The following is a 24,223-nucleotide window of genomic DNA, read 5'->3' as shown; positions in this document are numbered from 1 at the left end:
ACCATGCTCCAGGCTTCGAGCGACGAGCTGGAGGAGTTCGAGACGGACTCCGAAAGCCAGACCCGTCCGGTAATCGAGACGCGGGGCCTGACCAAACGCTTCGGCACGGTCACCGCGCTCGATCACATCGACCTCACCATCCGCGCCGGCGAGTTCGTCTCCGTCATGGGCCCGTCAGGCTCCGGCAAGACGACCTTCCTCAATCTCATCTCCTGCCTCGACACGCCGACGGAGGGCTCCTACCTCCTCGACGGCATCGACGTGTCGACCTTTACGGAGAAGGAACGCGCCGTGATGCGCCGCGAGCGCATCGGCCTCGTCTTCCAGCAGTTTCACCTGATCCCGTATCTCAACGCTCAGGAAAACGTCATGCTGGCGCAGCACTACCATTCGGTCGTGGATGCGGAGGGCGCCACACGGGCCTTGGAACGTGTCGGCCTCGCCGACCGCGCCCACCACCTGCCCTCGCAGCTATCCGGCGGCGAACAGCAGCGCGTCTGCATCGCGCGCGCCCTCATCAACGAGCCGTCCCTGATCCTCGCCGACGAGCCGACCGGCAATCTCGACGCCAAGAATGAGCACCTCGTCATGGAGCTCTTCTCCGAGCTCCACCGCGAAGGCCGCGTCATCGTCCTCATCACCCACAATCCGGAACTCGGCCGCCGCACCGATCGCACCATATGGTTCGAGCACGGCCGCCGCGTCCGCCGTGCATCCGAGGCCGCGTGATGATCAGGCTCCTCTCCGCCCTCGCTTTGTCGACGACCATCGTCCTTTGCGGCTGCAACAAGAAGGACGAGACGGCGGAAGTCGGCCAGCAAGCCCCCTCGATCGCCGCGCTCAACGACGACAGCCAGCCGGTCGATCTCGCCGATTACCGCGGCAAGGTCGTGCTGGTAAATTTCTGGCGCGCCGAATGCGGCCCCTGCCTGCGCGAAATGCCGGAGCACGACAAGGTCTATCAGCGCCTGAAGAAGGACGGCTTTGAAATCCTCGCCGTCAATGTCGGGCAGAGCCAGAAGGTCATCCACGACGCGCAAAGGCGCATCGGCGTAAGCTTCCCGCTCCTCTCCGACGAGCTCGAAATCACCTCGCGCCGCTACCGCGTCATCGCCGTTCCGACCTCCGTCATCCTCGACCGCGAGGGCATCGTCCGCGACTGGAAGCCCGGCCCGATGACCGAGGACGAACTCGAAGAGAAGGTCGAAGCGCTGCTCTGATCTGCAATCCGTGCGGGAGCGTCGCATGCTCCTCCCATTGCCCTTGCCCCGCGCCGCGACACTTTCAAAGGCTGACGCGGCGCAGCAAGGCCGCATGACAGGGAGACCGCATGGAAATCGGATCGACGCGGGGCCAGCACGCAAAGCGCAATGCCTGGATCACGGGAGCGAGCACCGGCATCGGCCGGGCCCTGGCGCTCCGGCTGGCGCGCGACGGCTGGAAGGTGGCCGTCAGCGCGCGCAGCGCCGACAAGCTTGAGGCCCTCGCCGCCGAAGCCACTGCGCTTGAAGGAGACATCCTCGCCTTCCCCCTCGACGTCACCGACAAGGAGAAGACCGCCGAGGCGGTCGCCGCGATCGAAGACGCGCTCGGGCCCCTCGATCTCGCCGTCCTGAACGCCGGCACCTACAAACAGCGCAAGGCGGAGAATTTCTCAGCCGACGAGTTCCGCCAGACGGTCGAAGTCAATCTGATGGGCGCAGTCCATGGGCTTGCGCCGCTGCTGCCGCGCTTCATGGAAAGAGGCCGCGGCCATGTCGCCCTCGTCGCCTCCGTCGCCGGTTATGTCGGCCTGCCGACGGCGAGCGCCTACAGCGCCACCAAAGCGGGGCTGATCGCCCTGGCGGAATCGCTGGAACCGGAGCTGAAGCGCAGAAACGTGGCGATCACCGTCATCAATCCGGGCTTCGTCGACACGCCGCTCACTGAGAAGAACAGCTTCCCGATGCCCTTCCTGATCCCCGTCGACCGTGCCGTCGATGCCATCGTCTCGGGGCTTGAGAAGAAGCGCTTCGAGATCGTCTTCCCCTGGCAGATGGCGCTCTCGATGAAATTCCTGCGCGCGCTCCCCTATCCGCTTCTCTTCCTTTTGACGCGTTTCATGATCCCCAAATGAGGCTCAGCCGCGCGCCAAGAGGAACTGGCCGACATCGACACGCCCGCGTTTGAAGCCGACGGCGCAATAGGTGAGATAATAGCGCCACAGGCGGCGGAAGCGCTCGTCGAAGCCGAGCTCGGAAACCGCCGGCCAGTGCGCGAGAAACGCCTTCTCCCAGCGCCGCAGCGTCTCGGCATAATCGCGCCCGAAGAAGAAGGCGTCGCCGATCTCAAACCCCGCCTCGCGCGCATGGCTCTCGAAAGCGGAGCGCGGCGGCAGCATCCCGCCCGGAAAGACATAGCGCTGAATGAAGTCGACGTTCTTGCGGTAATGCTGGAAGCGCGTCTCGTCCATGGTGATCACCTGGACGAGGGCGCGTCCGTTCTCCTTCAGCCGGCGATGGACGACATTGAAGAAGGTCGCCCAGTTCGCCTCGCCGACCGCCTCGAACATCTCGATCGAAACGATCTTGTCGTAGGAGCCGGCCGTATCACGGTAATCCTCCAAACGGATCTCCGTCTTCTCGCCGAGCCCGGCACCGGAGAGCCGCTCGCGCGCGAACGCCGCCTGTTCGCGCGACAGGGTGAGGCCAGTCACGTGACAGCCCGCTTCCTTTGCAGCAATCTCGGCGAAGCCGCCCCAGCCGCAGCCGATCTCGAGCACCCGCTCGCCGGGTTTCAGCTTCAGAATATCGATGATGCGGCGGTATTTCGCCCGCTGCGCCTCGGCGAGATCCATGTCGGAGCGCGCAAACAAGGCCGCCGAATAGGTCATCGTCTCGTCGAGCCACTGCCGATAGAAATGATTGCCGAGATCGTAATGCGCGGCGATGTTGCGCCGACTGCCGCGCTTGGTATTCGCCCGGCCGAGATGGCGCAGGCGCTCCCAGGCCCCCTGCAGCCGGTTGAGCGCCACGGCATCGCCGATGGCCGGCTCGTTGAGAAGCGCGAGTTCGAGCACCGCTTCAAGATCGGGCGACGACCAATCCTCGGCGATATAGCCCTCGGCGAGCCCGATCGCGCCTGAATTGAGAAGGCGCAGAAAAAACCGGCCGCGATGGATATGCATGACGGCATGCGGGCCCGCGGCGGCACCGGCCGCGTGCACCTGGCTGCCGTCCGGGAAATGCAGTGTCAGCTCGCCGACCGCAATCCGGTCGACGATCTGGCGGGCAAGGCGCGACCAAAGAGCGGCGGGGAGCGCCGGCCATGATGAGGACCGGCGTTCGGCGTGGCTCATTGCGGATTGTCTCCCTTTTGGGCATGCGGCAGGACGATCGTGGAAGCGTAGCGCTGCGCCGCCTTCTCGTGGCGGAAGAGCGGCATGCCTTTCCACCACAGGCGCAGCGCCTCGTAATAGATGCCACCCGTGACTTTCCACGTCATCAGCGGATGGGACATGACGGCCTTGAAGAGCCCCCGGTCGCTCATGGCGCGCCTTTCCCCGGCGAACGAGGCGATGAGGAGCGGTCCCTCACTGTCCTCCTCGGCGATGCGCACGAGAACGCTCTCCTCAGGCGGCGCGATGCGGAAGTGATAGCGGCATTCCATCGGAATGAACGGCGACACATACATGAGCTTGTCGCAGGCCTGCTCGATCGTCTCCTGCGCCTCCCCGGTCACCGGGATCACATAAGTGTGCTTCTCGGAAAACGTGTTCGACACTTCGTGCAGGATCGCAACGAGCCGCTCGTTCCTGTCGTAACAGAAATAGACGCTGAGCGGGTTGAAGACATAACCCAGAAACCGCGGATAGGTGAGAAGCGCGACCCGCCCGCCTTCGGCCTCGATGCCCGCCTCTGTGAGCCGTTCCGAGACCCAGGCGCGCAAGCCGCCAGCCTCTCCGCGACCATGGTCGGCGTCGTAAAAACTTAATAGCGCAAAGCGGTTATAGCCGAAAAAGCGCAAGCGCCGGCTCAGGCTCTCGAGCTCGTCGAGATCGACGAGCAGCGAGAACACGCGGTAATGCAGGCGGTGGCGGCGGGGCCGCATCCGGCTGTGCACCACATCACCGGCATAGATGGCGGATCGAAACGTCATTGCGCCATCTCAAGATGGGGCGAAAGTGTGATTCGACCAGATTGTGCGGCAACGTTCCACGGCCGGCGCGCACCGGAAAGCGCTTCTGCTGCGGCAAGCCCCGCCTGCAGCCCGTCCTCGTGGAAGCCGTAACCGAAATAGGAGCCGCAGAAAAAGGTGTTGCGGCGCCCCTGCAGACGCCAAAGCTCGCGCTGCGCCTGCAAGGCGGCCGAATTGAACAGCGGATGCTGATACGAAATCTCTTCGATCACGCTCTCCGCCGCCGGCTCGCGCACCGGGTTGAGCGTCACGAACAGCGGACAGGCCGGATCGAGATTCTGCAGCCGGTTCATCCAATAGGTGACGCAGAGTTTCGGGTCTGCCCCCTCCCCCGTCTCCGCGACTGTCTCCGCAACCGTCTCGCCGACATAGTTCCAGCTCGACCACACGCGCTGGCGGCGCGGCATCAGGCTCGCATCCTGGTGCAGAACGGCGCGGTTCTGCGTGTAGGAAAAGGCCGACAGCGTGGCACGCTCCTCCGCATCGGCATCGCCCAGCATTTTGAGCGCCTGGTCGCCATGGCTTGCGATGACGACGGCCGCAAAGCGGTCCCTGTTGCCCTTGTCGTCGACGACGGTGACACCGTCCGCCTGCCGTGTCACCTCGGCGACCGGCGTGCCGAGCCGAAGATCGGGGCCGAACCCGTCGAGCATGCGTGTCACATATTCGCGGCTGCCGCCGCTCACCGTGCGCCAGGCCGGCCGGTCTTTCAGCTGCAAAAGCCCGTGGCTCACGAAAAAGCGGACGAAAGCGAGCACCGGATAGGCGCGCATTTCCTCAGCCGTCGTCGACCAGATCGCCGCCGCCATCGGCAGAAGATGATCTTTCACGAAAGGCTCGCCGTAACGCTCTTCGGAAAGGTAATCCCCGAGCGTCAGAGAACGCGCCCTCTCCTGCCCGATCAGCGCCGGCGCCTCGCGGTAGAAGCGTAAGAGATCGCGCAGCATCGACCAGAAGCGCGGCTTCACGAGATTGCTGCGCTGGCCGAAGAGCCCGTTGAGGCCGGTGCCGGAATATTCAAGCCGCCCCCCGTCGAGCGAGGCGGCAAACGACATGTCGGACGCCTCCGTCGCCACGCCGAGATATTCGAACATCGCAACGAGATTGGGATAATTGGCGGCGTTGTAGACGATGAAGCCGGTATCGACCGCGATCCCGCCTTTTTCCGGCGGCAGCACCACGGTGTTGGAATGCCCGCCCGGCCGTCCCTCGGCCTCATAAAGCACGACCCGCCGCCCGCTCCGGCGCAAAAGCCAGGCGGCCGAAAGGCCCGAAATCCCACTGCCGATCACCGCGACCTTGCCGCCCTCGGCTTCCCCGGTCGTCTCTCCCGGCCCGTCATCTACGAATCGCTGCATGTCCGCCCCTTCTGTGCGGCAACGATAACGGTTTCAGGTAAAAATCCTGCGTCCGACTTTGGTGGCGCGCACAAAAGCCGGTGATTTTTCCGGAATCGCCTGAACTGGCACCGACCGCTGCGCGTATGTATTCTCAAGAGCGCACATCAAATCATCTCGCCCCACCTGCCAGGCCGCCCGAAAGGATCTTCCATGCCCACATCTCTCACCGCCTACATTGCGACGGCAATCGTCTTCTTCGGCCTCGATTTCGTGTGGCTGAGCCAGATGGGCGGCACCTTCTACAAGGATCGGCTGGGCGACCTGATGGCGGCAAAGCCCGATCTCGCCGTCGCCGGCCTCTTCTACCTCGTCTATGTCTTCGGCATCATCTATTTCGCCGTCTGGCCCGCCATCAACGGCGGCGGCTGGACGACGGCGCTCGTCGCCGGTGCGATCCTCGGCTTCGTCGCCTACGGCACCTACGACATGACCAACCTTGCCACCCTGCGCGACTGGCCGGCCTCCGTCAGCATCGTCGACATTTGCTGGGGCACCTTCCTCACCGGCTTTTCGGCACTGATCGGCTATCTCCTGACCCGCTGGATCAGCTGAGCCGCCGACCGCCATCCCCGCTCACGGGGGCTTCTTTGAGCCCCCGGTGAGCTGACGGAGGCGACGCCAAAACTGTCATGTCTCGTCATGAGAAAGACACGAATCTCGAAGCCGGAAGAATGGCTTCGAAATTTCAACTGTGACGAATTGACAGCTCCCTGAACCGCGATGCTACACAGCCGGCCCTTCCATAGTGCCGGCGCGCCGGTGCGTTGATCTTTCCACTTGAGCGATGTCGTTCCGTATCGGCGGAGGCATCGGCATGACCGGGAGAGCCCATGACCTGCGCCAGGCTCCGCGCCTCCGTTCTCGTTGCGGCCGCCATCGCCGCATCCCCCGCTTTCGCGCTCGACAACTGGCCGCAGGGCTGCGACTGGCAGAAAGATGTGGCGGGCTGTTTCCACAGCTTCCACGAAGGCCTGGCGCTCGTTCCCACCGGCCCTCTCGATGGCGCGCCCGTCTACGGCTATCTCGACCACGACGGCACAATGGCGATCGCTCCGCGCTTTGCGGAAGCGGAGCCCTTCGCCAATGGCCTCGCCGCGGTGAAGCTCGACGGCAAATGGGGCTATCTCGACAAGTCCGGCGCCTTTGCCATCGAACCGCAATATGACGCCGCCTATTCCTTCAACGCCGCCGGGGTCGCCATCGTCGAAGAGGGAGAGGCCGTCAGCCTGATCGACAGGACCGGCGCGGTGGTGAAGCGTTTTCCGCTCGGCGCGCGCTACATCGAGCCGGCGGATCAGGCGAAATATCAGCTCACGCCCATCGAGGCGCCGCTTGCCCCCGTCGTGTGGAACGCAGCGACGACCGACTCCCTCTCCCTGCCCGATGGCACCATGCGGGTGGAACCGGCCCCGTTCATCGAGGACGGCGTCTTCGTTCAGATCCGCGAAAGCCGCTATCGCGGCTCCTGGGGCCTTCTCGGCATGGACGGCGCGTGGATCGTCGCGCCGGAGGTGCTCGAGACGCAAAAACTGCCGATCACCGATGGCAAATCCTTCGCCGTCGACCGCGAAGACGGCTGGCAGATGGTGGATGCCGCCGGCAAGCCACTGAACGACACCTTCTTCCGCAGCCTCAGACTGATCGCGCCCGGCACCTGGCGCGCCAGAACCGAGGACCGCACCGAGCTGCTGCTCGACGCGGCGGGCGAGACGCTTGCCGAACTCGGCAAGGGCACGCGGGAGATCAAGTCCGACAAGACCTCCACCTATTTCCAGACCGAAGGCAAAGTGATCATCGCGCGTGCCGGGGGCGAGGTCGTGGAAAGAAAATTTCCCGACATCGGCTATGCGCGCCAGAAAGGCGATACGCTGTGGGTTTACGACAAGGACAACGGCGCAATCCAGGCGCTCGACCCGGACGGCGCGCCGCGTCTCGACGACGAGACGCTGGCAAAGCTTGACGCCTATTCGATCTCCCCGGTGTCCGCTGCCGACGGCAAGGCGGAAAGCCTGCCGCTTGCAACCTTGCGCCCGACCGATCGCAACACGCCGCCCGCGATCCTCACCCGCAAGGGCGAAATTGTCACACGCGCGGACTGGTCCGGCATCGACGCCTATTATGCCGACGAAGGTCCGCTCGTCGTGCGCGCCGACAACGATCTTTACGGCGCCATCGCGGCCAATGGCGATTGGGTGGTTGAGCCGGCCTACCGGCAGCTTGCCTCCTTCCACGACGGCTATGCGCTCGCCCAAAAGCCATCCGAGGACGACGGCCTGATCGTCGCCGCCGACGGCAGCGAGCATCCGGTGCCGCGCACAGTCTTCCGCGGCCGCGAGAACATGGCGGACGGCATCTTGACCTATCGCAAGCGTGATCCCGACACCGGCAACGCGCTGATCGGCCTCTGGGATATCGCCACGGACGAGGCGGTGGGCGAGCCGAAATTCGTCGAGATCGGCAAATTCGAAGACGGCTTCGCGCCGGCAAAAAACTCCGCGGCCTCCTACAAGGACCGTCACTGGGGCCTCATCGATCGCAAGGGCGAATGGGTGATCGATCCCGACGCGACGACCTCCCGCGAGCCCAAGCGCCTCGCCTCCGGCCTCTATCTTCTGGAGCGCAGCGAGGACGGAAAGAGAACGTATGCCCTCGCCTCACCCCGCAAAAAGCGGCTGATCGTTGAGGGCCTCGGCGAGAAACCGACCGAAATGCCGGAGGGAGGCTTCCTGGTTCGCCCGGCGGACGGCGGCGCGCTTCTCCTCGACAAGGCCGGCGAGACGCTCATGCAGGCGCAAGGCAATCCGGAAGACGTCACGCCCGAAGGCAGTTTGGTGATCCTGACCTTCCGCTCCGGCGAGGGCGCCGTCGATGCGAGCGGCGCATGGCGGATTCCCCCGCGCTATTCGCAAAGGCTGGACTTCGTCCTGCCGCAGCAGGTCGCGCGGACCTATGACGGCAGCAACAATGCGATCATCGGCGTCGACGGCGAGGTCCTCGCGCTCGACGCCGACGCGACACTGCCGATCCCGGGCATGGACCGCTACGCACGCACCTTCGACAAGGCGGGCGAGACCGCCCTCATCGATCGCGACGGCAAAGAATTCGCGCGCATCGACGGCCGCTACGCCATCCGCGAGAAAACCGGCAGCGAAGGCCTGGTCGCCTATCGCGACGAAGAAGCCAGGAAGGCCGGCTTCATGGATGCCGACGGCAACAAGGTCATCGGCCCGTTCTTCGAAACGCTTGGACCCATGAGCGAGGGGCTCGCCTATTTCCGGCGCCTCGGCATTTCGGGCAACCGGCTCGGCTACCTCCGCCGCGACGGCACGCGTGCCACGCCCGCCATCTATCTCTCGGCAAAATCCTTCAGCGAAGGAAAGGCCCTCGTGGTCGGTCGCGATGGCGATCTCTTCTTCATCGACAAGGAGGGCGAGCCGACGATCCGCTTCGCCGCCCAATGCGGCAACATCATCGTCGAGGATGGCGACGGCAATCGCACCTGGCCGGACGAGGTGACCTGCGAAACCGACGCGGGCGGCGATGCAACCGACAACGGGGCACCCGAAAACGGTTCATCCGAACAAAATGCAGACGACAACGGCAGCAAGCAGTGAGGCGGCCCATCATGAGCAAGACGGCATCCTTGGCGACGCTCGGCGCCGCCCTCCTCGCGAGCGCCCTCGCCGCGCCGACAGCGCAGGCACAGATGCAAACCTGCAGCGTCATGGGAGGCTCGTTCCTCTTCTCCGCGCTTTACCCTGCGACAGGCGAGATGCCGAGCCGCAGCAACGACTGCATGTCGGCGCTCGGCGACGGCATGGCCGCGGTGCAGCTTCCGATAGCCGACAAAAACATCGATGACATCGCGGCCGCCCAGCGCCGGGGCTATGGCCTCAGCGATCACAAATGGGGCTTCCTCGATCGCGACGGCAAACTTGCCATCTCGCCGAAATTCGACGCCGTGCAGCCCTTCGCGCAGGGCCTCGCCGCCGCCATGGACGGAAACCGCTGGGGCTTCATCGAAAGATCGGGAGATTGGGCCATCGCGCCCGATTTCGGCGAGGCCCAGCCCTTCGCCGAGATCGGCGTGGCCCCGGTGCGCAAACTCTCTGAATGGATGCTGATCGGGCGCGACGGCGAGCGGCTCGACATCGATCTCGGCGGGCAGCTCGCCTCGCTCTCCGTCGGGCCCGGCGAGCCAGCGCCTGTCAGAACCACCTACGCCCCCGTCTATCAAGGCCCGGACGGCAAACAGATCAGCTTGATCAAGGATCTGGAGATCGTCGAAAGCTTCGGCGCACCGGATGCGAACCTCTTCGTCGTCCGCGCCGATGGTGCACTCGGGATCGTCGATAGCGACTTGAACATTCTGGTGCCGCCGCTCTTCGATTACATCGATCCCCCGCGGAAGGCTGGCGGATTGTGGACGGCGGCCGGCGGGGCGACCTATCAGGCGCTTCTGAAGCCCGACGGCACCGTCGTCGGCTCAGAATACCGGGAGGTCCGGCAAATCAGCGACGATTTATGGTGGGCGTCCGGTGATGATCGTGAGGTCTTCATCATCAACCGCGCAGGAAAGACGCTCGCCGAGATCGACCGGCCGGGCCGCACTTCAATCGGCCAGTTCGGCCCCTTCGTCACATATCGCGCCGAGGATGAAACACGTGTCTTCGCGCCTCAGGCGGACGCGCCGGTCATTCTCGAAAAAGGCTTCCTCGCCGAGCGGACGATCCAGGACGAACTCCTGCTCGTCAAGGACGAGAAAGGTGCCGTCGCCGGGCTCATTTCGCGCGACGGGCATTACCTCTCCCGCAAGGATCATGACTGGGTCGGCCAGATCGATTCCGTCGAGATGAGGGGCGGCTGGTACTGGCCGAACGACATCGACGGCAGGCTCAACATTCTCGGGCCCGACCTTGAACCCCTGCTCACGCCCGAAGCCGTCGAGAAGCTCGACGGCTTCGGCGTCGAGATCGTGCCCCGCGTCGACAAGGCCGAGGGTCCGGTGCCGATCGCGATCCTCGACCAGACCTGGTGCCAGTGCAACGACGAGGGTACCGGCCTCCTCCTCTCCGACGGCAGCATGGTGGTCGACAAGACCTGGGGCCGGGTGAGCCTCCTGGAGGACGAACCCCTCAAGACCAACAAACCCCGCTTCGCCATCGCCACCGCCGAGGGCATCGGCATGATCGACGAGACGGGCAAAGTGCTGCTGGAGCCCTCGCAGGACCATATCAGCCACTTCCACAATGGCTTCGCGCTGACCTCCCAAAACGGCGACATCCGGGCGCTCGACCGCAACGGCAAGCTCCACGACATCCCCTCCGGCTTCGGCCTGAAGATCGTCTCCCCCGGCCTCGTGACCTATCAGGAGACGGCCGCGGCCGACGAGCTCCTGCGCCTTTATGACATCGCGGCCGGCGAGCCGGTGGGCGAGGCCCGCTTCCGCACGGTGCAGGACTTCGTCGCGGGTCAGGCGATCGCCAAGACCGCCGACGGCCGGCTCGGCGTCATCGACGAGAGCGGCGCCTGGATCCTCAAGCCGGATTACGCCGAGATCGAACGCATCAACGGCAAGCTCTGGGCGGTGCGCGAGGAACCGACCGGCGAAGCGTTCAGCACGAAGCCGAAGGCAATCGTCAACGCCGCCGGCGAAACGGTCGTGGCGTTCACGCCCTCCCTCAAGGTCACCACCTGGGCGGATGGGCGTGTCGAGGTGCTGTCGCACGAGACCGGACTGCATCGCCTTCTGTCGGAGAACGGCGACGTCGAAATCGACGGCCGCGAGACGGAGTTCGGACGCGTCGGCCATTGGCTGCGCACCGTCCGCCGGCCCGCCACGGGCTATCTGACTGCGAACGGCGATTGGGCCCTGCCGCTGCGCCGCGGTGTCGGTTCGTCCTTCCACGGCGATCGCGCCCTCTTCGCCACCGCCGAGGGCGCCCATCTGATCGATCGCGACGGCGAGACGAAAGCCGATCTCCCCGCTGCGCAATGGGCGTGGCCCGCGGGCGCCGACTGGCTCGTCGGCTGGAACGAGGACGAGGACAAGACGATCTATGCCGATGCGCAAGGCAAGGAGACGCTCAGCGTCGCAGGCCGCAGCGGATCCTTCCGCAACGGCGTTGCCCTGCACCGTCCGGACCGGGGCGAAAAGCCCGGCTGGATGGACCGCTCCGGCAAAAGCCTTGCTATCGGCAGGTACCGCGATCTTTCACGCCCCGACGATGAAGGCCTCGCCTATGCCGCCGCGCAGGAAGGCCTTTACGGCTACATCGACAGCGAAGGTCGCTATCTCATCCCGCCCGTCTTCCGGGACGCCTCGCGCTTCTCCGACGACCGGGCGATCGTCATGACGAGCTCCAGCGCCATGATGATCGACAGAGAGGCACACCCCCTCGCCCGCGTCACCGAAATGTGCGGCGTGCGCGTGCTCTACGGCCCGGACAATCGCCGTGTCTGGCCGGAAAGCCTGCCCGAGCGCTGTCGCTGACATAAAGGGCGCCGCCGGATGAGCCCGGCGGCGCCGCTCACCGATCTCCTCGCCGCCTGTGGAATCAGCTAAGCGGCCGCCGCTCCAAAACGTTCGCGAAAGCCGCGACGAGCGCATCTGCGATCGCCTCCGCCTGTGTGCTCTCGTCGCGCATGCGCAGCACGATCCGCGTTGGCGGAAGCGCGGGCAGGCCCTCATCGGCGCCGAGAACGCGGCAATGGCCCGGCACGTTGCGGGCCTCCAGGCACGCCACGCCGAGCCCGGCCTCCGCTGCCGCCTGGATCGCGGCAACACCTGTTCCGAGAAACGCGGTCCGCCACGGCACGCCGGCCGCTGCAAGCGCCGAGACGGCGATGTCGCGGATCTCGCAGGGTGCGGCGAGCGCCAGAAGCGGCAAAGGCTCCGGCACCGCCCAGACGAAATCGGGCGCCGCCAGCCAGACGAGCCGGTCGTCGATCAAATGCCGTCCCTCTCCCCCGAGATCGCCGGTCCGGCCGATGACGGCATCGAAACGCCCCTCCTCGAAGGCGCGAAACAGAACGTTCGACGAGCCGACATGCACGGCGAGCCGAATATCCGGCATATCCCGCCGAAACGCCGCCAGGATCGGCGGCAGCAGGCCACCCGCCGCATGGTCGCTGATCGCAAGCACGAAGGAGGTCTTCGTCGATTGTCCGAGCGCGCGCTCCGCCGCCTCGTCATGCACCTCCAGCACGCGCCGCGCATCCTGGAGAAAATCCGCGCCCGCGCGGGTCAGCGCGACGGAGCGCGGATTGCGTTCCAGAAGCCTTTTGCCGAGGCGCTCCTCGAGTTTGCGAATGCGCATGCTGATCGTCGATTGCGTCGCGCCGAGCGCCCTGCCCGCGGCCGTGAAACTCTTCGCATCGGCGACGACGGCGAACGCCCGCACGCAGTCGAGATCGAGGCTGGGGCCATGGGTCATTCGATTTCCCGATTTCAGTAATATTATAAATTCGTTTCTCCAATCATAGCGTCGCCGATAACCTTCGACAATCGCAACCAGTCGAGGAGAACGATCGATGCCGGTGACCAGGATCGCCCTGCGCAAGGGCAAGACGGCGGATTACAAGCAAGCGCTGATGGCCGAAATCTACGAAGCGATGCATGAGACCTTCGACGTCCCCGAGGACGATCGCTTCATGGCGCTTTCCGAGCACGATGAGGACACGCTGTGGTTCGGGCGCTCTTATCTCGGCATCGAGCGATCCGATGATTTCCTGCTCATCCAGATGACGGTGAGCCGCACGCGCACGCAGGAGCAGAAGAAGGCGCTTTACCGCGCCATCACCGAACGCCTCGCCCGCTCTCCGGGCGTGCGGCCGGAAGACGTCTTCATCAACCTTGTGGAAGTGGAGAAGGAAAACTGGTCCTTCGGCCGGGGCGAGGCCCAGCTCGTCTGAGGTCAGGGCTGTTTCCTAAAGGCGCCAGCGCGGTCTCAGAACAGGCGCACATCGAGCACGAACGGCTCAAAGCCGATCACCTTGATTTCTGAGGCCGCCGGATGCCGGTGATTGATGAGAACGTTCACGTCCGGCGATCCCTCGATCGGCACGATCGCGGAGGGCACTTTCAGAAGCGGAGCCGCCAGCGTGCGATGCCAGATATCGCCGCGCTCTTGCGTCCAGCTCTCCCGGCGCCGCCAGTCGGGCGGCATCTCGCCGAGATCGACGGTCTCCGCGGGCATGTCGTCGGGCGCCTCGTAGCGCACCATCGCCAGCTTTGGCAGCAAGGCTGGATCTTCGACATGGACGAGCTTCTCCAATACGCAGAGCGATGGAGAGGTGGCGGAGTAGGTCACGGCATGGCCGACGCTGTTCCATCGTCCGTCGAAGAGGAGGCCGTATCCCCCGTCGAAAGCCTGCGCGTAACGTTCGCCCGACAGTCGCCACAGCAGCATTACGCCGCCGCACCCCAGGCGATCTTGCCGAGAACCGTCTCGATGACGCGCGCGCCGGCGTCCGTCTGCGCAACGACGAGCGGCGTTTCGCCGTGGAGCTCCGCAAGCGGCCGGCGAAGCCAGATATGGGCCTTTTGCCTGTCGCCGAATGTCTCTTCTGCGAGAGTTTGCAGACGCAGCAGCCGCACCGCGCGGTCCGATTCCTCGACGGTCAGCTTCTGCTTCTTCTCGCTGCGATGGCGTCGCGTGCGCTGCGGAAGAACGAAGCGATCGATCTCCTGCTCGCTCAGCCCGGCCTCTGCCAGCCCCTTCAAGGCCGCGAGCGGCAGGCGGTTCTCAACCGCGCGTGCCAGCTCCGCCTGCGTGCGGACCGCGCCGCCGAGGACGGACGGCCCTCCGAGCTTGCGGGCAACCTCCTCCACCAACATCGACATGCGGCACCTCGCGCCGTAAGCGGCAACTTGCCGAAAATATGTCGGCACCTTGCCGCGATCAAGCGGGACGACGCAATGTGATCCGAGGCCAGACCCAGCAGCTCCCGACCTTCTCGAAGCGGGGACAGCCGCGCCAAAGGCACGTGACGCAAAAAGAATGCGCACACGACAACCGTCGCGGATGGAATTTTGGGAAAAAATGGTGACCCCGACAGGATTCGAACCTGTGACCCTCGGATTAGGAATCCGATGCTCTATCCTGCTGAGCTACGGGGCCTGATCGATTGCACCCGAGCCCCGGCACGCGGCCGACGGGCACAGGCGCCAAGCTCCTGCTATCTACCGTCTCGCGGAAGAGCGAACAAGCCCCGCGGGCTTCGTCTTCTGTCGGGCCCCATCTTCTGTCGCGCCCCGTCTTCTGTCGCGCCACCTGATCTGCGCGGCCCTCGCATCGGCCCACCTCGCCTCCACAGCACTCAGGCATCTCCCCCGGCGACATCCGAAGTTAATTACTTTACGAATTAAAGAAACCGTCAGTTTTCCAAGAAATCCCGGCCGCGATTTTTAGCCTCAGAATCTGCTTTTCACCGCCCCGTGACATCGTCTTTCTACATTCGTTCAAGTCTTCTACTTGAACTCCGGCGTTTTCCAGGCTCAGATATGCCGGCAAGCAAAAGACCGGCGACAAAAGCCGGAAACGACATCCGGGAGGAAACATGTCTGAGAACAAAACGCCCGTATCGCGCCGATCTTTCTTGAAAGCCGGAACCCTGGCCGCGGGGAGTGCGGCAGGCGCGCTTGCCGCTCCGGCCATCGTCTCTGCCCAGGGCACGCAGACCTTGAAGATGCAGTCGTCCTGGCCCGCCTCGGACGTCTTCCAGGACATGGCGAAGCAATATGCCGACCGCGTCGAGGCGATGTCGGGCGGACGGCTCAAGATCGATCTTCTGCCGGCGGGTGCCGTGGTCCAGGCCTTCCAGGTGCAGGATGCCGTCGCCGACGGCGTCATCGATGCCACCCACACCGTGACGGCCTATTGGTACGGCAAGAACAAGGCCGCCTCCCTCTTCGGCACCGGCCCGGTCTTCGGGGCCGACGCGTCGCAAATCCTCGCCTGGATCCATTTCGGCGGCGGCAAGGACCTTTACCGCGAGCTCGTCCAGGACGTCCTCGGCCTCAATATCGTCGGCTTCTTCGCCCTGCCGATGCCGACCCAGCCGCTCGGCTGGTTCAACCAGCAGATCACCTCCGTCGATCAGATGAAGGGCCTCAAATACCGCACCGTCGGCCTCGCCACGGACATCATGCAGGGCATGGGCCTGTCGGTGACGCAGCTTCCGGGCGGTGAAATCGTGCCGGCGCTGGAGCGCGGGGTCATCGAGGCCTTCGAGTTCAACAACCCGACCTCCGACCGCCGCTTCGGCGCCCAGGACGTGTCGAAGAACTACATGCTCGGCTCCTATCACCAGGCGGCGGAGTTCTTCGAAATCGCCTTCAACAAGGATCTCTTCGATTCCCTCGATCCCGATCTCCAGGCGATCCTGGAATACGGGGCGGAGGCGGCGAACACCGCCAATTACGGCCTCGCCATGGATCAGTATTCGAAGGATCTGCAGGGCCTGATCAACGAAGACGGCGTCACCGTCTCGCGCACGCCGGACGCCATCATGGCCGCCCAGCTTGAATCCTGGGACACCGTCCTCGAAGGCCTGATGCAGGACGAGTTCTTCGCCAAGGTGGTCGACAGTCAGAAAGCCTGGTCGGAGCGCGTCGCCTTCTACAGCCTGATGAACCAGGCGAATTACAAGCTCGCCTACGAGCATTACTTCCCCGGCAAGCTCGGCTTCTGAGACCCTCCGGCGGGGGTTTTCGGCCCCCGCCTCCTCCCCGATCCCAAGCCCGAGCCCGAGCGGTTTTCCGATGGAAGCCTATATCCGTTTCGCCGACAGGGTCTCCGCCTGGTTCGGCAAGGCCTTTGCCTGGTCGATCCTCGTCATGACCTTCGGCGTCGGCTACGAAGTCTTCGTGCGCTATGCGCTCGGGGCCCCGACGAGCTGGGCCTTCGACATTTCCTACATGATGTACGGCGCGCTCTTCATGATGGGCGGCGCCTACACCCTGTCGCGCGACGGCCATGTGCGCGGCGATGTCGTCTATCGGCTGTGGCGGCCCCGCACCCAGGCGATCGTCGAGCTCGTTCTCTATTTCCTGTTCTTCTTTCCGGGCATTCTCGCCCTCATCTTCGCCGGCTGGAAATACGCCTCGCGCTCGCTCCGCTACATGGAAGTGAGCGTGATGAGCCCGGCCAACGTGCCGATCTTCCAGTTTAAACTCATCATCGTCGCCGCCGGTATCCTGCTCTTCCAGCAAGGCATCGCCCAGGTCTTCCGCTGCATTCTGTGCATCCGAAGGGGCGCCTGGCCGCAACACGAAAGCGATGTGGAGGAGCTCGAAGAGCAGCTCATCAAGGAGCATGAGCGCGACATCCTCCACCATGGCGGCGAGGCGATCGACATCGTCCTGCCGGCCGGCCAGACCCGCAATATCTTCCACCGCGACCGCCCCATCCATCGCGACGAACGCGACGATGGCGGGCCCGTTGAGCGACCCAAAGGTCCCGGCACGAAGGGCGAAAGATGACCGATCCGCAAATCGCCGTGGCGATGCTCGGCATCTTCATCTTCACCATCATGCTGGGCTTTCCGATCGCCTTCACCTTGATGGCGCTCGGTGTGGGCTTTGGCTACTACGCCTATTTCGACGCCGACCGGCAATGGCGCCTCTACGAGCGGGCCATCACCGACGGGGCCGATCTGTGGACGCGCATCGAGACCTGGCTCAGCGGCTTCTTCAACAACCGCATCTTCGATCTCTTCGTCAATCAGACCTATTCGGTCATGTCGAACGACGTTTTGACCGCCGTGCCCCTCTTCCTCTTCATGGGCTACGTGGTGGAGCGCGCCAATATCGTCGACCGCCTCTTCTCCACGCTGCAGATCGCGGCCAAGCGCATCCCGGGCTCGATGGCCGTGGCCGCCCTCATCACCTGCGCGCTCTTCGCCACCGCCACCGGCATCGTCGGCGCCGTCGTCACGTTGATGGGCCTTCTCGCCTTCCCGGCGATGCTCAACGCCCGTTACAATACGAGCTTCGCCTCAGGCGTCATCTGCGCCGGCGGCACGCTCGGCATCCTCATCCCGCCCTCGATCATGCTGATCGTCTATGCGGCGACCTCGGGCGTCTCCATCGTCCGCCTTTATGCCGGCGCCCTCCTGCCCGGCCTCCTGCTCGCCGGCCTCTACGTCGTCTACGTCGTCGGCCGCGCCTGGCTCAATCCGAAGATCGCGCCCCGGCCGCCGGAAACGGAAGAAACGCAGGTCTCGGGCTTCGCCCTGTTATGGCTTTTGATCACCTCGTTCTTCCCGCTGGCGATCCTCATCCTCTCCGTGCTCGGCGCCATCCTCTTCGGCCTTGCGACACCGTCGGAAGCCGCCGCCGTCGGCGCTCTCGGCGGTCTCATCCTGGCGCTCGCCTACCGCGCCCTCACCTGGCAGCGGCTGCAGGAATCCGTCTATCTGACGGTCAGAACCTCGGCGATGGTGTGCTGGCTCTTCGTCGGCTCCTGGACCTTCTCGTCGGTCTTTTCCTATCTCGGCGGCGAACAGGTCATCTCCGATTTCGTCACCGGCCTCGACATCTCGCCGATCGTATTTCTGATCCTCGCCCAGATCATCATCTTCCTGCTCGGCTGGCCGCTCGAATGGTCGGAGATCATCATCATCTTCGTGCCGATCTTCCTGCCGCTCCTGCCGCATTTCGGCATCGATCCCCTGTTCTTCGGCATTCTCGTCGCGCTCAACCTGCAGACCTCCTTCCTCACCCCGCCGATGGCGATGTCGGCCTATTACCTCAAGGGCATCGCGCCGCCGCACGTGCAGCTCGTCGAGATCTTCAAGGGTTGCATGCCCTTTCTCGGCATGGTCATCCTCGCCATGGCGCTCATCTACATCTTCCCGGGGGTGGTCTACTGGCTACCGAATCTCGTTTACGGACGGTGAGCGAATGGAGAGAGCGAGATGACGGCCGAACGAACCTTGGATGCCTGCGAATTGCGCGACCGCCTTGCCCGCGGCGAGATCAGCGCGCTTGCCGTCGCCGAGGCCTGTCTGACGCGCGTCGCGGAGAAGGAAGGCGAGATCGAAGCCTTCGCCTTTCTCGATGCCGACCATGTCCTCGCCCAGGCGCAGCGTCTCGACGATTGGCGCAAGGCCGGAAAGCCGATCGGCCGCCTGCACGGCCTTCCCGTCGGGCTCAAAGACATCATCGACACCGCCGATATGCCGACGGAAAACGGCACCGTGCTCGATGCCGGACGCCGCCCGCGCCAGGATGCCTTCGTCGCCGCGAAATTGCGGGCGGAAGGCGCGATCCTCTTCGGCAAGACGACGACGACCGAGCTCGCCTATTTCGCTCCGACGAAGACCCGCAATCCGCATGATACGACGCGCACGCCCGGCGGCTCGTCGGCCGGCTCCGCCGCGTCCGTCGCCGCCGGCATGGTGCCGCTCTCGGTCGGCACGCAGACCAACGGCTCGATGCTGCGCCCGGCGTCTTATTGCGGCGTCGTCGGCTTCAAGCCGGGCCACGGTGTCATCCCCCGCACCGGCCTCATCGTGCAATCGGAGCCGCTCGACACGATCGGCGTCTTCGGCCGTTCGGTGGAAGATGCGGCCCTCCTCGCCGAGGTGCTGCAGGGCTACGATGCCGGCGACCACGACACGCATCCGATCGCCCGCGACCGGCTTCTTGAGATGGCGCGCAGCACGCCTCCGGTGAAGCCGCAATTCGCCTTCATCAAGACGCCCGTCTGGGACAAGGCGGATGCCGACATGCAGGGCGCCATGCAGGAGCTCGCCGGTCTTCTCGGTGACCAATGCGACGAGGTGGAGCTTCCCGCCGCCTTCGCCAACGCCCATCCCGCCCATCGCCGCCTGATGATGGCGGGCTTTGCACGCAATCTCCGCCCCTGGGCCGAACGCGGCTGGGATCAGCTCAGCCGGCACATGCAGGACGCCATCGAAGAAGGCCGTGAGATCAAGGCCGTCGACTATCTCGCCGCTCTCGACTGGCGCAACATCCTCAATGCCGGGCTCGACCGCGTCTTTACCCGCTATGACGCCATCCTGACGCCGGCCGCGCCCGGCGAGGCGCCTGCGGATCTGACGACGACCGGCGACCCCGTCTTCAACACCATCTGGTCGCTCTGCGGCGTGCCGGCGCTCAGCCTGCCGCTGGCCAACGGGGCGAACGGCATGCCACTCGGCATCCAGATCGTCGGCGCCCGCGGCCAGGAAGGGCGCCTTCTGCGCACGGCGCGCTGGCTGATGAACCATGTCGCCGCGTCGCCGGAGCCGGAGGACCGCCCATGAGCGATTGGAGCAACGGCATCCTGGCCTTCGTGGCACTTGCGGGCTTTGCCCTCTTCCTCTTCATCATCGCCTGGTGGGTCCGCGAGCCGGACCTCGTCATCGTCCTCGCCGTTGTGGTGGCGATGGCGGCCTATGATTTCTGGGGGCATCCATGGCGGCAGCGGCGGGCCGAGGAGCGCGCGCAAGGCGAGAGCGACACCTGAATTTCCGGGCACGCCGCACGCAATTCTGCGGCGCCCTTCTCTGTCTCTCGCTCGTCGCCTCGCCCCTGCCGGCGCGGGCGGACATCTGTAAGCTCTCAGGCGGCGAAAGCCTCTTCGCCGCGCATGCCGAAGAGCCGCGCACCATCGTCACGCAAACCAAGAGCTTCGCGCTCGCCGGCATCGCTCCCCCCTCGCTTCTCGACGAGCGCCTGCCCGACGCGGCGATGCTCGCCGCCATCAACAATTTGCTGGCCTCGTCCACCGCGCGGGCGGTGGCGCTCTCCGAAAAACCCGACCGTTGGAACCGCATCCCCGTCTGGATCATCAGTGACGCCGCCTTCCTCCAGGAGGAGCTTCTCCGCCAAGGCCTTGCCGTTGCGGTTCCCTTTGCCGGGGACGGTCTCGGCGAGACCTGCGCCACACGTCTCTTCGCGGCGGAAGAAGAGGCGCGAAAAGCCGGCCGCGGCATCTGGAAAACCCCGGGCCTGGTGCGCCAGGCGAAGGATGTGAAAGCGCTTTCGTCACAATATGGCCGCTACGGCATAGTGGAAGGGACCATCATTTCTGTTGGGGACCGGCCTTATCGCACCTATCTGAATTTCGGACGCGACTGGTCGCACGATTTCACCGCGGAGATTGACGGCCGGGACGTCGCGGTCTTCGGCGGGGAGCAGCAACTTCTGGGCCTCGTCGGAAAGACGGTCCGTCTGCGTGGCTTCCTCGATGAGAAAGGCGGCCCGATGCTTCTGCTGCGAAGGTCCTCGCAGCTTGAAATGATGGACGCGCTGCAACACCGCTGAGGTTTCGCAACAGAGGGCCCCAAGACTGATGTTCATGAGCTTGATTTGCGACCGAAAGACGCGCATGGGCGTTGGTATGCGCAGGTCGTTGCTCTCTCTGTTCGTCGTCGCCTTGCTCGGCGGTTGCCAATTGGGACCGTCTCCGAGCCAGCTCGGCCGTGTCGAGCCGGTGGCCGCTCTGCCTCAGCCGGGCCCGACCGTGTCGCCGGCCGAAAGCGCCATCGGCGCGCGTGAGCATCAGCGCGTCCTCGCCCAATATGGCGGCGTCTACAGCGATCCCGACGTGCAGCGCGAGACCGAGCAGATCGTCAAACGTCTCGTCGAAGCCTCCGATGAGCCCGGCCGCAGCTACCGCGTCACCATCCTGAATTCGCCCGTCGCCAATGCCTTCGCGCTGCCCGGCGGCTATGTCTATGTCACCCGAGGCCTGCTCGCCCTTGCCGACGACCGCGCCGAGGTCGCCGCCGTCCTGGCGCACGAAATGGCGCATGTCATCCTGAAGCACGCCATCGCGCGCGCCCAGAAGGCACAGACGAGCGAGCTCGTGGAACGCGTCGCAACCGACGTCCTCTCCGATTCGAAGGCCGGCCAGTCGGCGCGCCTCAACTCGCGTATGACGCTCGCGAGCTTCTCGCGCGATCAGGAGAACGAGGCCGACAGAACCGGGGTGCAGATCGCCGGCCGCGCCGGTTACGACCCCTTCGCGGCCTCCCGTTTCCTCGACAAATTGAAGCGTTATGCGGCCTTCCGCTCGGCAAGCGGCGAGAAGGACGACGCACAGAACTTCCTCTCCTCGCATCCGGCGGCTCTGGAGCGGCGCGCCCTCGTCATCAAGGCGGCCCGCCAGTTCGGGGCGCCGGGCGTCGGCGAACAGGGCCGGATTCCCTATCTCAAGGCGATCGACGGCCTCGTCTATGGCGACGATCCGTCGGAAGGCTTCGTGCGCGGCCGCGAATTCCTGCATCCGCGCCTCGCGATCAGCTTCAAGGTGCCACCGCAATACCGCCTCGAAAACACGCGCGAGGCGGTTCTCGCCGCCGCGGGCCGCGATACGGCCATGCGCTTCGACGGCGTCAAAGCCCCAGAAAACCAGAGCCCTGAATCCTATCTCGCCTCCGGCTGGATCAACGGCCTGGAAGAAGGCTCGATCGAGCCGCGCACCGTCAACGGCCTTCCCGCCGCCGTCGCCACGGCCGTCGCCGGCGACTGGCAGTTCCGCATCGGTGCGATCCGGCTCGGCAGGTCCATCTATCGCTTCATCTTTGCCCAGCGCGGCGGTTCCGGCGACATCGATGCGGCCTTGTCTCAGACGCTTGCAAGCTTCCACCGCCTCGATCCGGTGGAGGTCGCGCGCCTGCGCCCGCTCAGGATCGACCTCGTCATCACCAATCCCGGCGACACGGTGCAGAGCCTCGCCACCCGCATGAAGGGCGTTGAACGAGGCGAAGAGCTTTTCCGTATCCTGAACGGCCTCTCCGACGACGAACCCATCGGCGCCGGCCGCATGGTCAAAGTCATTTCCGATTGAGACGGGGATTTTCGGGCGGCACGCTCTGTCAGCGAGCCTGCGGCGGAGATCAGGAAGCGGCGAAGTCCGCGAAGGCTGAGGCGACCCGCTCGTAGACGTCGCGCTTGAACGGCACGATCAATTCCGGCGTCCGCTCCAGGCGCTCCCAGTTCCATTGCAGGAATTCGGCCTTGTGGCCGTCATGCGGACCGATATCGATTTCCGCCTCGTCCCCCTCGAAGCGGAAGGCGAACCATTTCTGCGTCTGGCCGCGATAGCGCCCCTTCCAGACCGAGCGGCAGAGTTCTTCCGGCAGATCGTAGTGCCACCAGAGGGGCGATTCGGCGAGAAGCGTGACGGAGCGCATCGCCGTCTCCTCGTAGAGCTCGCGTTTGGCGGCCTCCAGCGGCGTCTCGCCACGGTCGATGCCGCCTTGCGGCATCTGCCACGCATAGCCGGAGGAGACACTCTCCTCGCCGCCCGTCCTGCGCCCGACGAAGACGAGCCCGTCGGCATTGAAGACGGCCAGGCCCACACACGGACGATAACCTTCGAGCGGCTCCGCAAAGCCGGTTTCATGCAACATCTTGCCGTTCATTCCTCTTGCTGCGCCAAGGCGCTCACCGGCACGAACGAGATCCCGCGCGCCTCCGCCTCGGGGATCCATTCCGCCAGCGCCGACACGGTCGACGGAAAGGCCGAGGCGACGCCAACGGCCCGCCCCTTCTGGCGCGCGATCGCCTCCAGATCGTCGAGCGCCTGGGCCACCAGGGCCGGCTGCCTCTGCTCGTCGATGATCCTGTCGGCCACCACGACCGGTGTGCCGAGCGACGGGCCGAGCCGCGCCGCAACGCTCAGATCCGAACTGCCGTCGTCGACATAGAGAAGGCCGCGCTCGCCGAGACTGGCGAGAAGCGGCCGCATCGCATCGGTCTCGGACGTAAACCGTCCGCCGAGATAATTCATGACGCCGGTATAGCCGCCGGCTCGGCTCAAAATCCACGCCAGACTGTCGGCATTCGCTCCGCTTTTCGCACTGACGAGGAGCGTGTGCTCGCCCGGATCGGTGCTCGGATAGCCGAAAGGCTCCATCGGCGCCTGCAGGAGGATTTCATGTCCGTCGGCGCGCGCATCGCCGGCCCAGCGATTGAGGCTCGATCCGGTCGCGGCAAACGCGAAGGTGACGTCGCTCGGCAAGGCCCGGATGGCACGCTGCGTGCCCGTCTGGCTGATGCCGAGCCCGCCGACGACGATGGCGATATGCGGCTGGTCGGGCGCCAGATAGGCCGGCCGCGCATAGGCGTCGCGCGGCAGCGTGCCGTCGTCGCCGATGCGCGGCAGCGGCCCATAGGCGGAACTTTCCTGCAATTCGGGAAGCGGCGCACCGGCGAAGAAGGCGGTGCTCGACGGCGCCTGCTGCAAGGCCGCCTGCATGCGCTCGAAATCCGTTTGCGGCTCGGAAGAGGCGGCCGCGTCGGGCTGCGCCGGATCGGTGAAGAGCGAACCCACACCGGACGGGGCGCTCGCGCCCGCCTCCATCTCCCAGCCGGGAGCCGCAAGCGCCTGGCGGCGCGCATCTTTAAGGGAGGTCTTGTCGATGCTGCCGGTCGTCTCGGGCCCGGCACCCTTCACTTCGGCGACCGCGACGGCGCGCCCGCCATCGGGATCATCGACGAGTGCCGTCCACATCAAGGCGGTGACGAACACCACCGCCGCGAGAACGAGCGGCACATACAAAATCCAGCGCAGCCGTCCCTTTCGGGCCGGCCGCGCCGGCCGTTTCAAAGGTGCATTGAGCTCGTCGGCCGCCATCGACCCCGTCGGCTGGCTCATGCAGCGGGGCGGGAATGCCCCGCTGATTCG

The 24,223-nt window shown here is 65.2% G+C and carries 22 protein-coding genes and 1 tRNA gene; 14 read left to right on the top strand and 9 right to left on the bottom strand.

Annotation, left to right across the window (positions count from 1 at the left end):
* Nucleotides 1-3 precede the first annotated feature (3 nt).
* The 3 genes from BLP76_RS06155 (at nucleotide 4) to BLP76_RS06145 (ending at nucleotide 2,116) form a co-directional block, all read left to right on the top strand.
* Nucleotides 4-729, top strand: coding sequence for an ABC transporter ATP-binding protein (locus BLP76_RS06155; RefSeq protein ID WP_092810649.1), 726 nt, complete (start codon nucleotides 4-6; stop codon nucleotides 727-729).
* Complete coding sequence (locus BLP76_RS06150) at nucleotides 729-1,220, top strand: TlpA family protein disulfide reductase (protein WP_092810647.1); 492 nt, start codon at nucleotides 729-731, stop codon at nucleotides 1,218-1,220. The genes BLP76_RS06155 and BLP76_RS06150 overlap by 1 nt, the downstream gene beginning before the upstream one ends.
* A gap of 110 nt (nucleotides 1,221-1,330) precedes the next feature.
* Entirely contained in the window at nucleotides 1,331-2,116 is a 786-nt protein-coding gene (locus BLP76_RS06145) for an SDR family NAD(P)-dependent oxidoreductase (RefSeq protein WP_092810645.1), read from the top strand.
* A 3-nt stretch (nucleotides 2,117-2,119) separates the two neighbouring features.
* Here BLP76_RS06145 and BLP76_RS06140 read toward each other — a convergent pair whose 3' ends face one another.
* Genes BLP76_RS06140 through BLP76_RS06130 form a run of 3 tightly spaced genes read right to left on the bottom strand, consistent with a single transcriptional unit; the run spans nucleotide 2,120 to nucleotide 5,534 of the window.
* Entirely contained in the window at nucleotides 2,120-3,337 is a 1,218-nt protein-coding gene (locus BLP76_RS06140; protein ID WP_092810643.1) for an SAM-dependent methyltransferase, read from the bottom strand.
* Entirely contained in the window at nucleotides 3,334-4,137 is an 804-nt protein-coding gene (locus BLP76_RS06135; RefSeq protein WP_092810641.1) for a DUF1365 domain-containing protein, read from the bottom strand. The genes BLP76_RS06140 and BLP76_RS06135 overlap by 4 nt, the downstream gene beginning before the upstream one ends.
* On the bottom strand, nucleotides 4,134-5,534 hold the full coding sequence (locus BLP76_RS06130; protein ID WP_092810639.1) for an NAD(P)/FAD-dependent oxidoreductase: 1,401 nt from the start codon (nucleotides 5,532-5,534) through the stop codon (nucleotides 4,134-4,136). Before BLP76_RS06130 ends, BLP76_RS06135 begins: the two co-directional genes overlap by 4 nt.
* 192 nt (nucleotides 5,535-5,726) lie before the next feature.
* Here BLP76_RS06130 and BLP76_RS06125 point away from each other — a divergent pair, with 192 nt between their 5' ends.
* From BLP76_RS06125 to BLP76_RS06115, 3 genes are all read left to right on the top strand, one after another.
* A complete protein-coding gene (locus tag BLP76_RS06125) occupies nucleotides 5,727-6,128 on the top strand; it encodes a DUF2177 family protein (protein ID WP_092810637.1) in 402 nt (133 codons plus the stop codon).
* Between the two features lie 278 nt (nucleotides 6,129-6,406).
* Nucleotides 6,407-9,190, top strand: coding sequence for a WG repeat-containing protein (locus tag BLP76_RS06120; RefSeq protein WP_092810635.1), 2,784 nt, complete (start codon nucleotides 6,407-6,409; stop codon nucleotides 9,188-9,190).
* 11 nt (nucleotides 9,191-9,201) lie between these two features.
* Nucleotides 9,202-12,069, top strand: coding sequence for a WG repeat-containing protein (locus BLP76_RS06115; protein ID WP_170130492.1), 2,868 nt, complete (start codon nucleotides 9,202-9,204; stop codon nucleotides 12,067-12,069).
* A 64-nt stretch (nucleotides 12,070-12,133) separates the two neighbouring features.
* Here the strand turns inward: BLP76_RS06115 and BLP76_RS06110 are convergent, their stop codons facing one another.
* The gene (locus BLP76_RS06110; RefSeq protein WP_092810631.1) at nucleotides 12,134-13,012 is read right to left on the bottom strand and encodes a LysR family transcriptional regulator; all 879 of its coding nucleotides are present in this window, start codon (nucleotides 13,010-13,012) and stop codon (nucleotides 12,134-12,136) included.
* Nucleotides 13,013-13,109: 97 nt separating this feature from the next.
* Between BLP76_RS06110 and BLP76_RS06105 the strand changes: the two genes are divergently transcribed.
* Nucleotides 13,110-13,490 carry a tautomerase family protein gene (locus BLP76_RS06105; protein WP_092810629.1) on the top strand — a complete coding sequence of 127 codons (381 nt, stop codon included), beginning with the start codon at nucleotides 13,110-13,112 and terminating at the stop codon, nucleotides 13,488-13,490.
* Nucleotides 13,491-13,525: 35 nt separating this feature from the next.
* On the opposite strand, the gene BLP76_RS06100 is transcribed toward BLP76_RS06105, so the two are convergent.
* From BLP76_RS06100 to BLP76_RS06090, 3 genes are all read right to left on the bottom strand, one after another.
* Nucleotides 13,526-13,987: an RES family NAD+ phosphorylase gene (locus tag BLP76_RS06100; protein WP_092810627.1), complete on the bottom strand. Its 462-nt coding sequence runs from the start codon at nucleotides 13,985-13,987 to the stop codon at nucleotides 13,526-13,528.
* Nucleotides 13,987-14,421, bottom strand: coding sequence for an antitoxin Xre/MbcA/ParS toxin-binding domain-containing protein (locus BLP76_RS06095; protein WP_092810625.1), 435 nt, complete (start codon nucleotides 14,419-14,421; stop codon nucleotides 13,987-13,989). Before BLP76_RS06095 ends, BLP76_RS06100 begins: the two co-directional genes overlap by 1 nt.
* A 200-nt stretch (nucleotides 14,422-14,621) precedes the next feature.
* Nucleotides 14,622-14,698, bottom strand: a tRNA-Arg gene (locus BLP76_RS06090).
* A gap of 439 nt (nucleotides 14,699-15,137) precedes the next feature.
* Between BLP76_RS06090 and BLP76_RS06085 the strand changes: the two genes are divergently transcribed.
* The 7 genes from BLP76_RS06085 to BLP76_RS06055 all read left to right on the top strand — a co-directional run bounded on the left by BLP76_RS06085 (nucleotide 15,138) and on the right by BLP76_RS06055 (nucleotide 22,381).
* The gene (locus tag BLP76_RS06085) at nucleotides 15,138-16,271 is read left to right on the top strand and encodes a TRAP transporter substrate-binding protein (RefSeq protein WP_092810623.1); all 1,134 of its coding nucleotides are present in this window, start codon (nucleotides 15,138-15,140) and stop codon (nucleotides 16,269-16,271) included.
* Nucleotides 16,272-16,341: 70 nt separating this feature from the next.
* Nucleotides 16,342-17,061 (top strand): TRAP transporter small permease subunit, encoded by a 720-nt coding sequence (locus BLP76_RS06080; protein WP_092810621.1) that lies wholly within the window; start codon nucleotides 16,342-16,344, stop codon nucleotides 17,059-17,061.
* Nucleotides 17,058-18,479 carry a TRAP transporter large permease gene (locus BLP76_RS06075; protein WP_092810619.1) on the top strand — a complete coding sequence of 474 codons (1,422 nt, stop codon included), beginning with the start codon at nucleotides 17,058-17,060 and terminating at the stop codon, nucleotides 18,477-18,479. The genes BLP76_RS06080 and BLP76_RS06075 overlap by 4 nt, the downstream gene beginning before the upstream one ends.
* 18 nt (nucleotides 18,480-18,497) lie before the next feature.
* The gene (locus BLP76_RS06070) at nucleotides 18,498-19,850 is read left to right on the top strand and encodes an amidase (RefSeq protein WP_092810617.1); all 1,353 of its coding nucleotides are present in this window, start codon (nucleotides 18,498-18,500) and stop codon (nucleotides 19,848-19,850) included.
* The gene (locus BLP76_RS06065; RefSeq protein WP_092810615.1) at nucleotides 19,847-20,053 is read left to right on the top strand and encodes a hypothetical protein; all 207 of its coding nucleotides are present in this window, start codon (nucleotides 19,847-19,849) and stop codon (nucleotides 20,051-20,053) included. The genes BLP76_RS06070 and BLP76_RS06065 overlap by 4 nt, the downstream gene beginning before the upstream one ends.
* A complete protein-coding gene (locus BLP76_RS06060) occupies nucleotides 20,002-20,853 on the top strand; it encodes a thermonuclease family protein (RefSeq protein WP_092810613.1) in 852 nt (283 codons plus the stop codon). The genes BLP76_RS06065 and BLP76_RS06060 overlap by 52 nt, the downstream gene beginning before the upstream one ends.
* Nucleotides 20,854-20,929: 76 nt before the next feature.
* Complete coding sequence (locus tag BLP76_RS06055; RefSeq protein ID WP_092811338.1) at nucleotides 20,930-22,381, top strand: M48 family metalloprotease; 1,452 nt, start codon at nucleotides 20,930-20,932, stop codon at nucleotides 22,379-22,381.
* 49 nt (nucleotides 22,382-22,430) lie between these two features.
* Here the strand turns inward: BLP76_RS06055 and BLP76_RS06050 are convergent, their stop codons facing one another.
* Together BLP76_RS06050 and BLP76_RS06045 are read right to left on the bottom strand one after the other, a co-directional pair.
* Entirely contained in the window at nucleotides 22,431-22,946 is a 516-nt protein-coding gene (locus BLP76_RS06050) for an RNA pyrophosphohydrolase (protein WP_092811336.1), read from the bottom strand.
* A gap of 8 nt (nucleotides 22,947-22,954) precedes the next feature.
* On the bottom strand, nucleotides 22,955-24,193 hold the full coding sequence (locus BLP76_RS06045; protein WP_092810611.1) for a divergent polysaccharide deacetylase family protein: 1,239 nt from the start codon (nucleotides 24,191-24,193) through the stop codon (nucleotides 22,955-22,957).
* Nucleotides 24,194-24,223 lie beyond the last annotated feature (30 nt).

The organism is Afifella marina DSM 2698 (assembly GCF_900102695.1).
Taxonomy (GTDB): Bacteria; Pseudomonadota; Alphaproteobacteria; order Rhizobiales; family Afifellaceae; genus Afifella; species Afifella marina.
The sequence above is the reverse complement of the archived record's forward strand: the minus strand, read 5'-3'. Positions and strand labels throughout refer to the sequence as shown.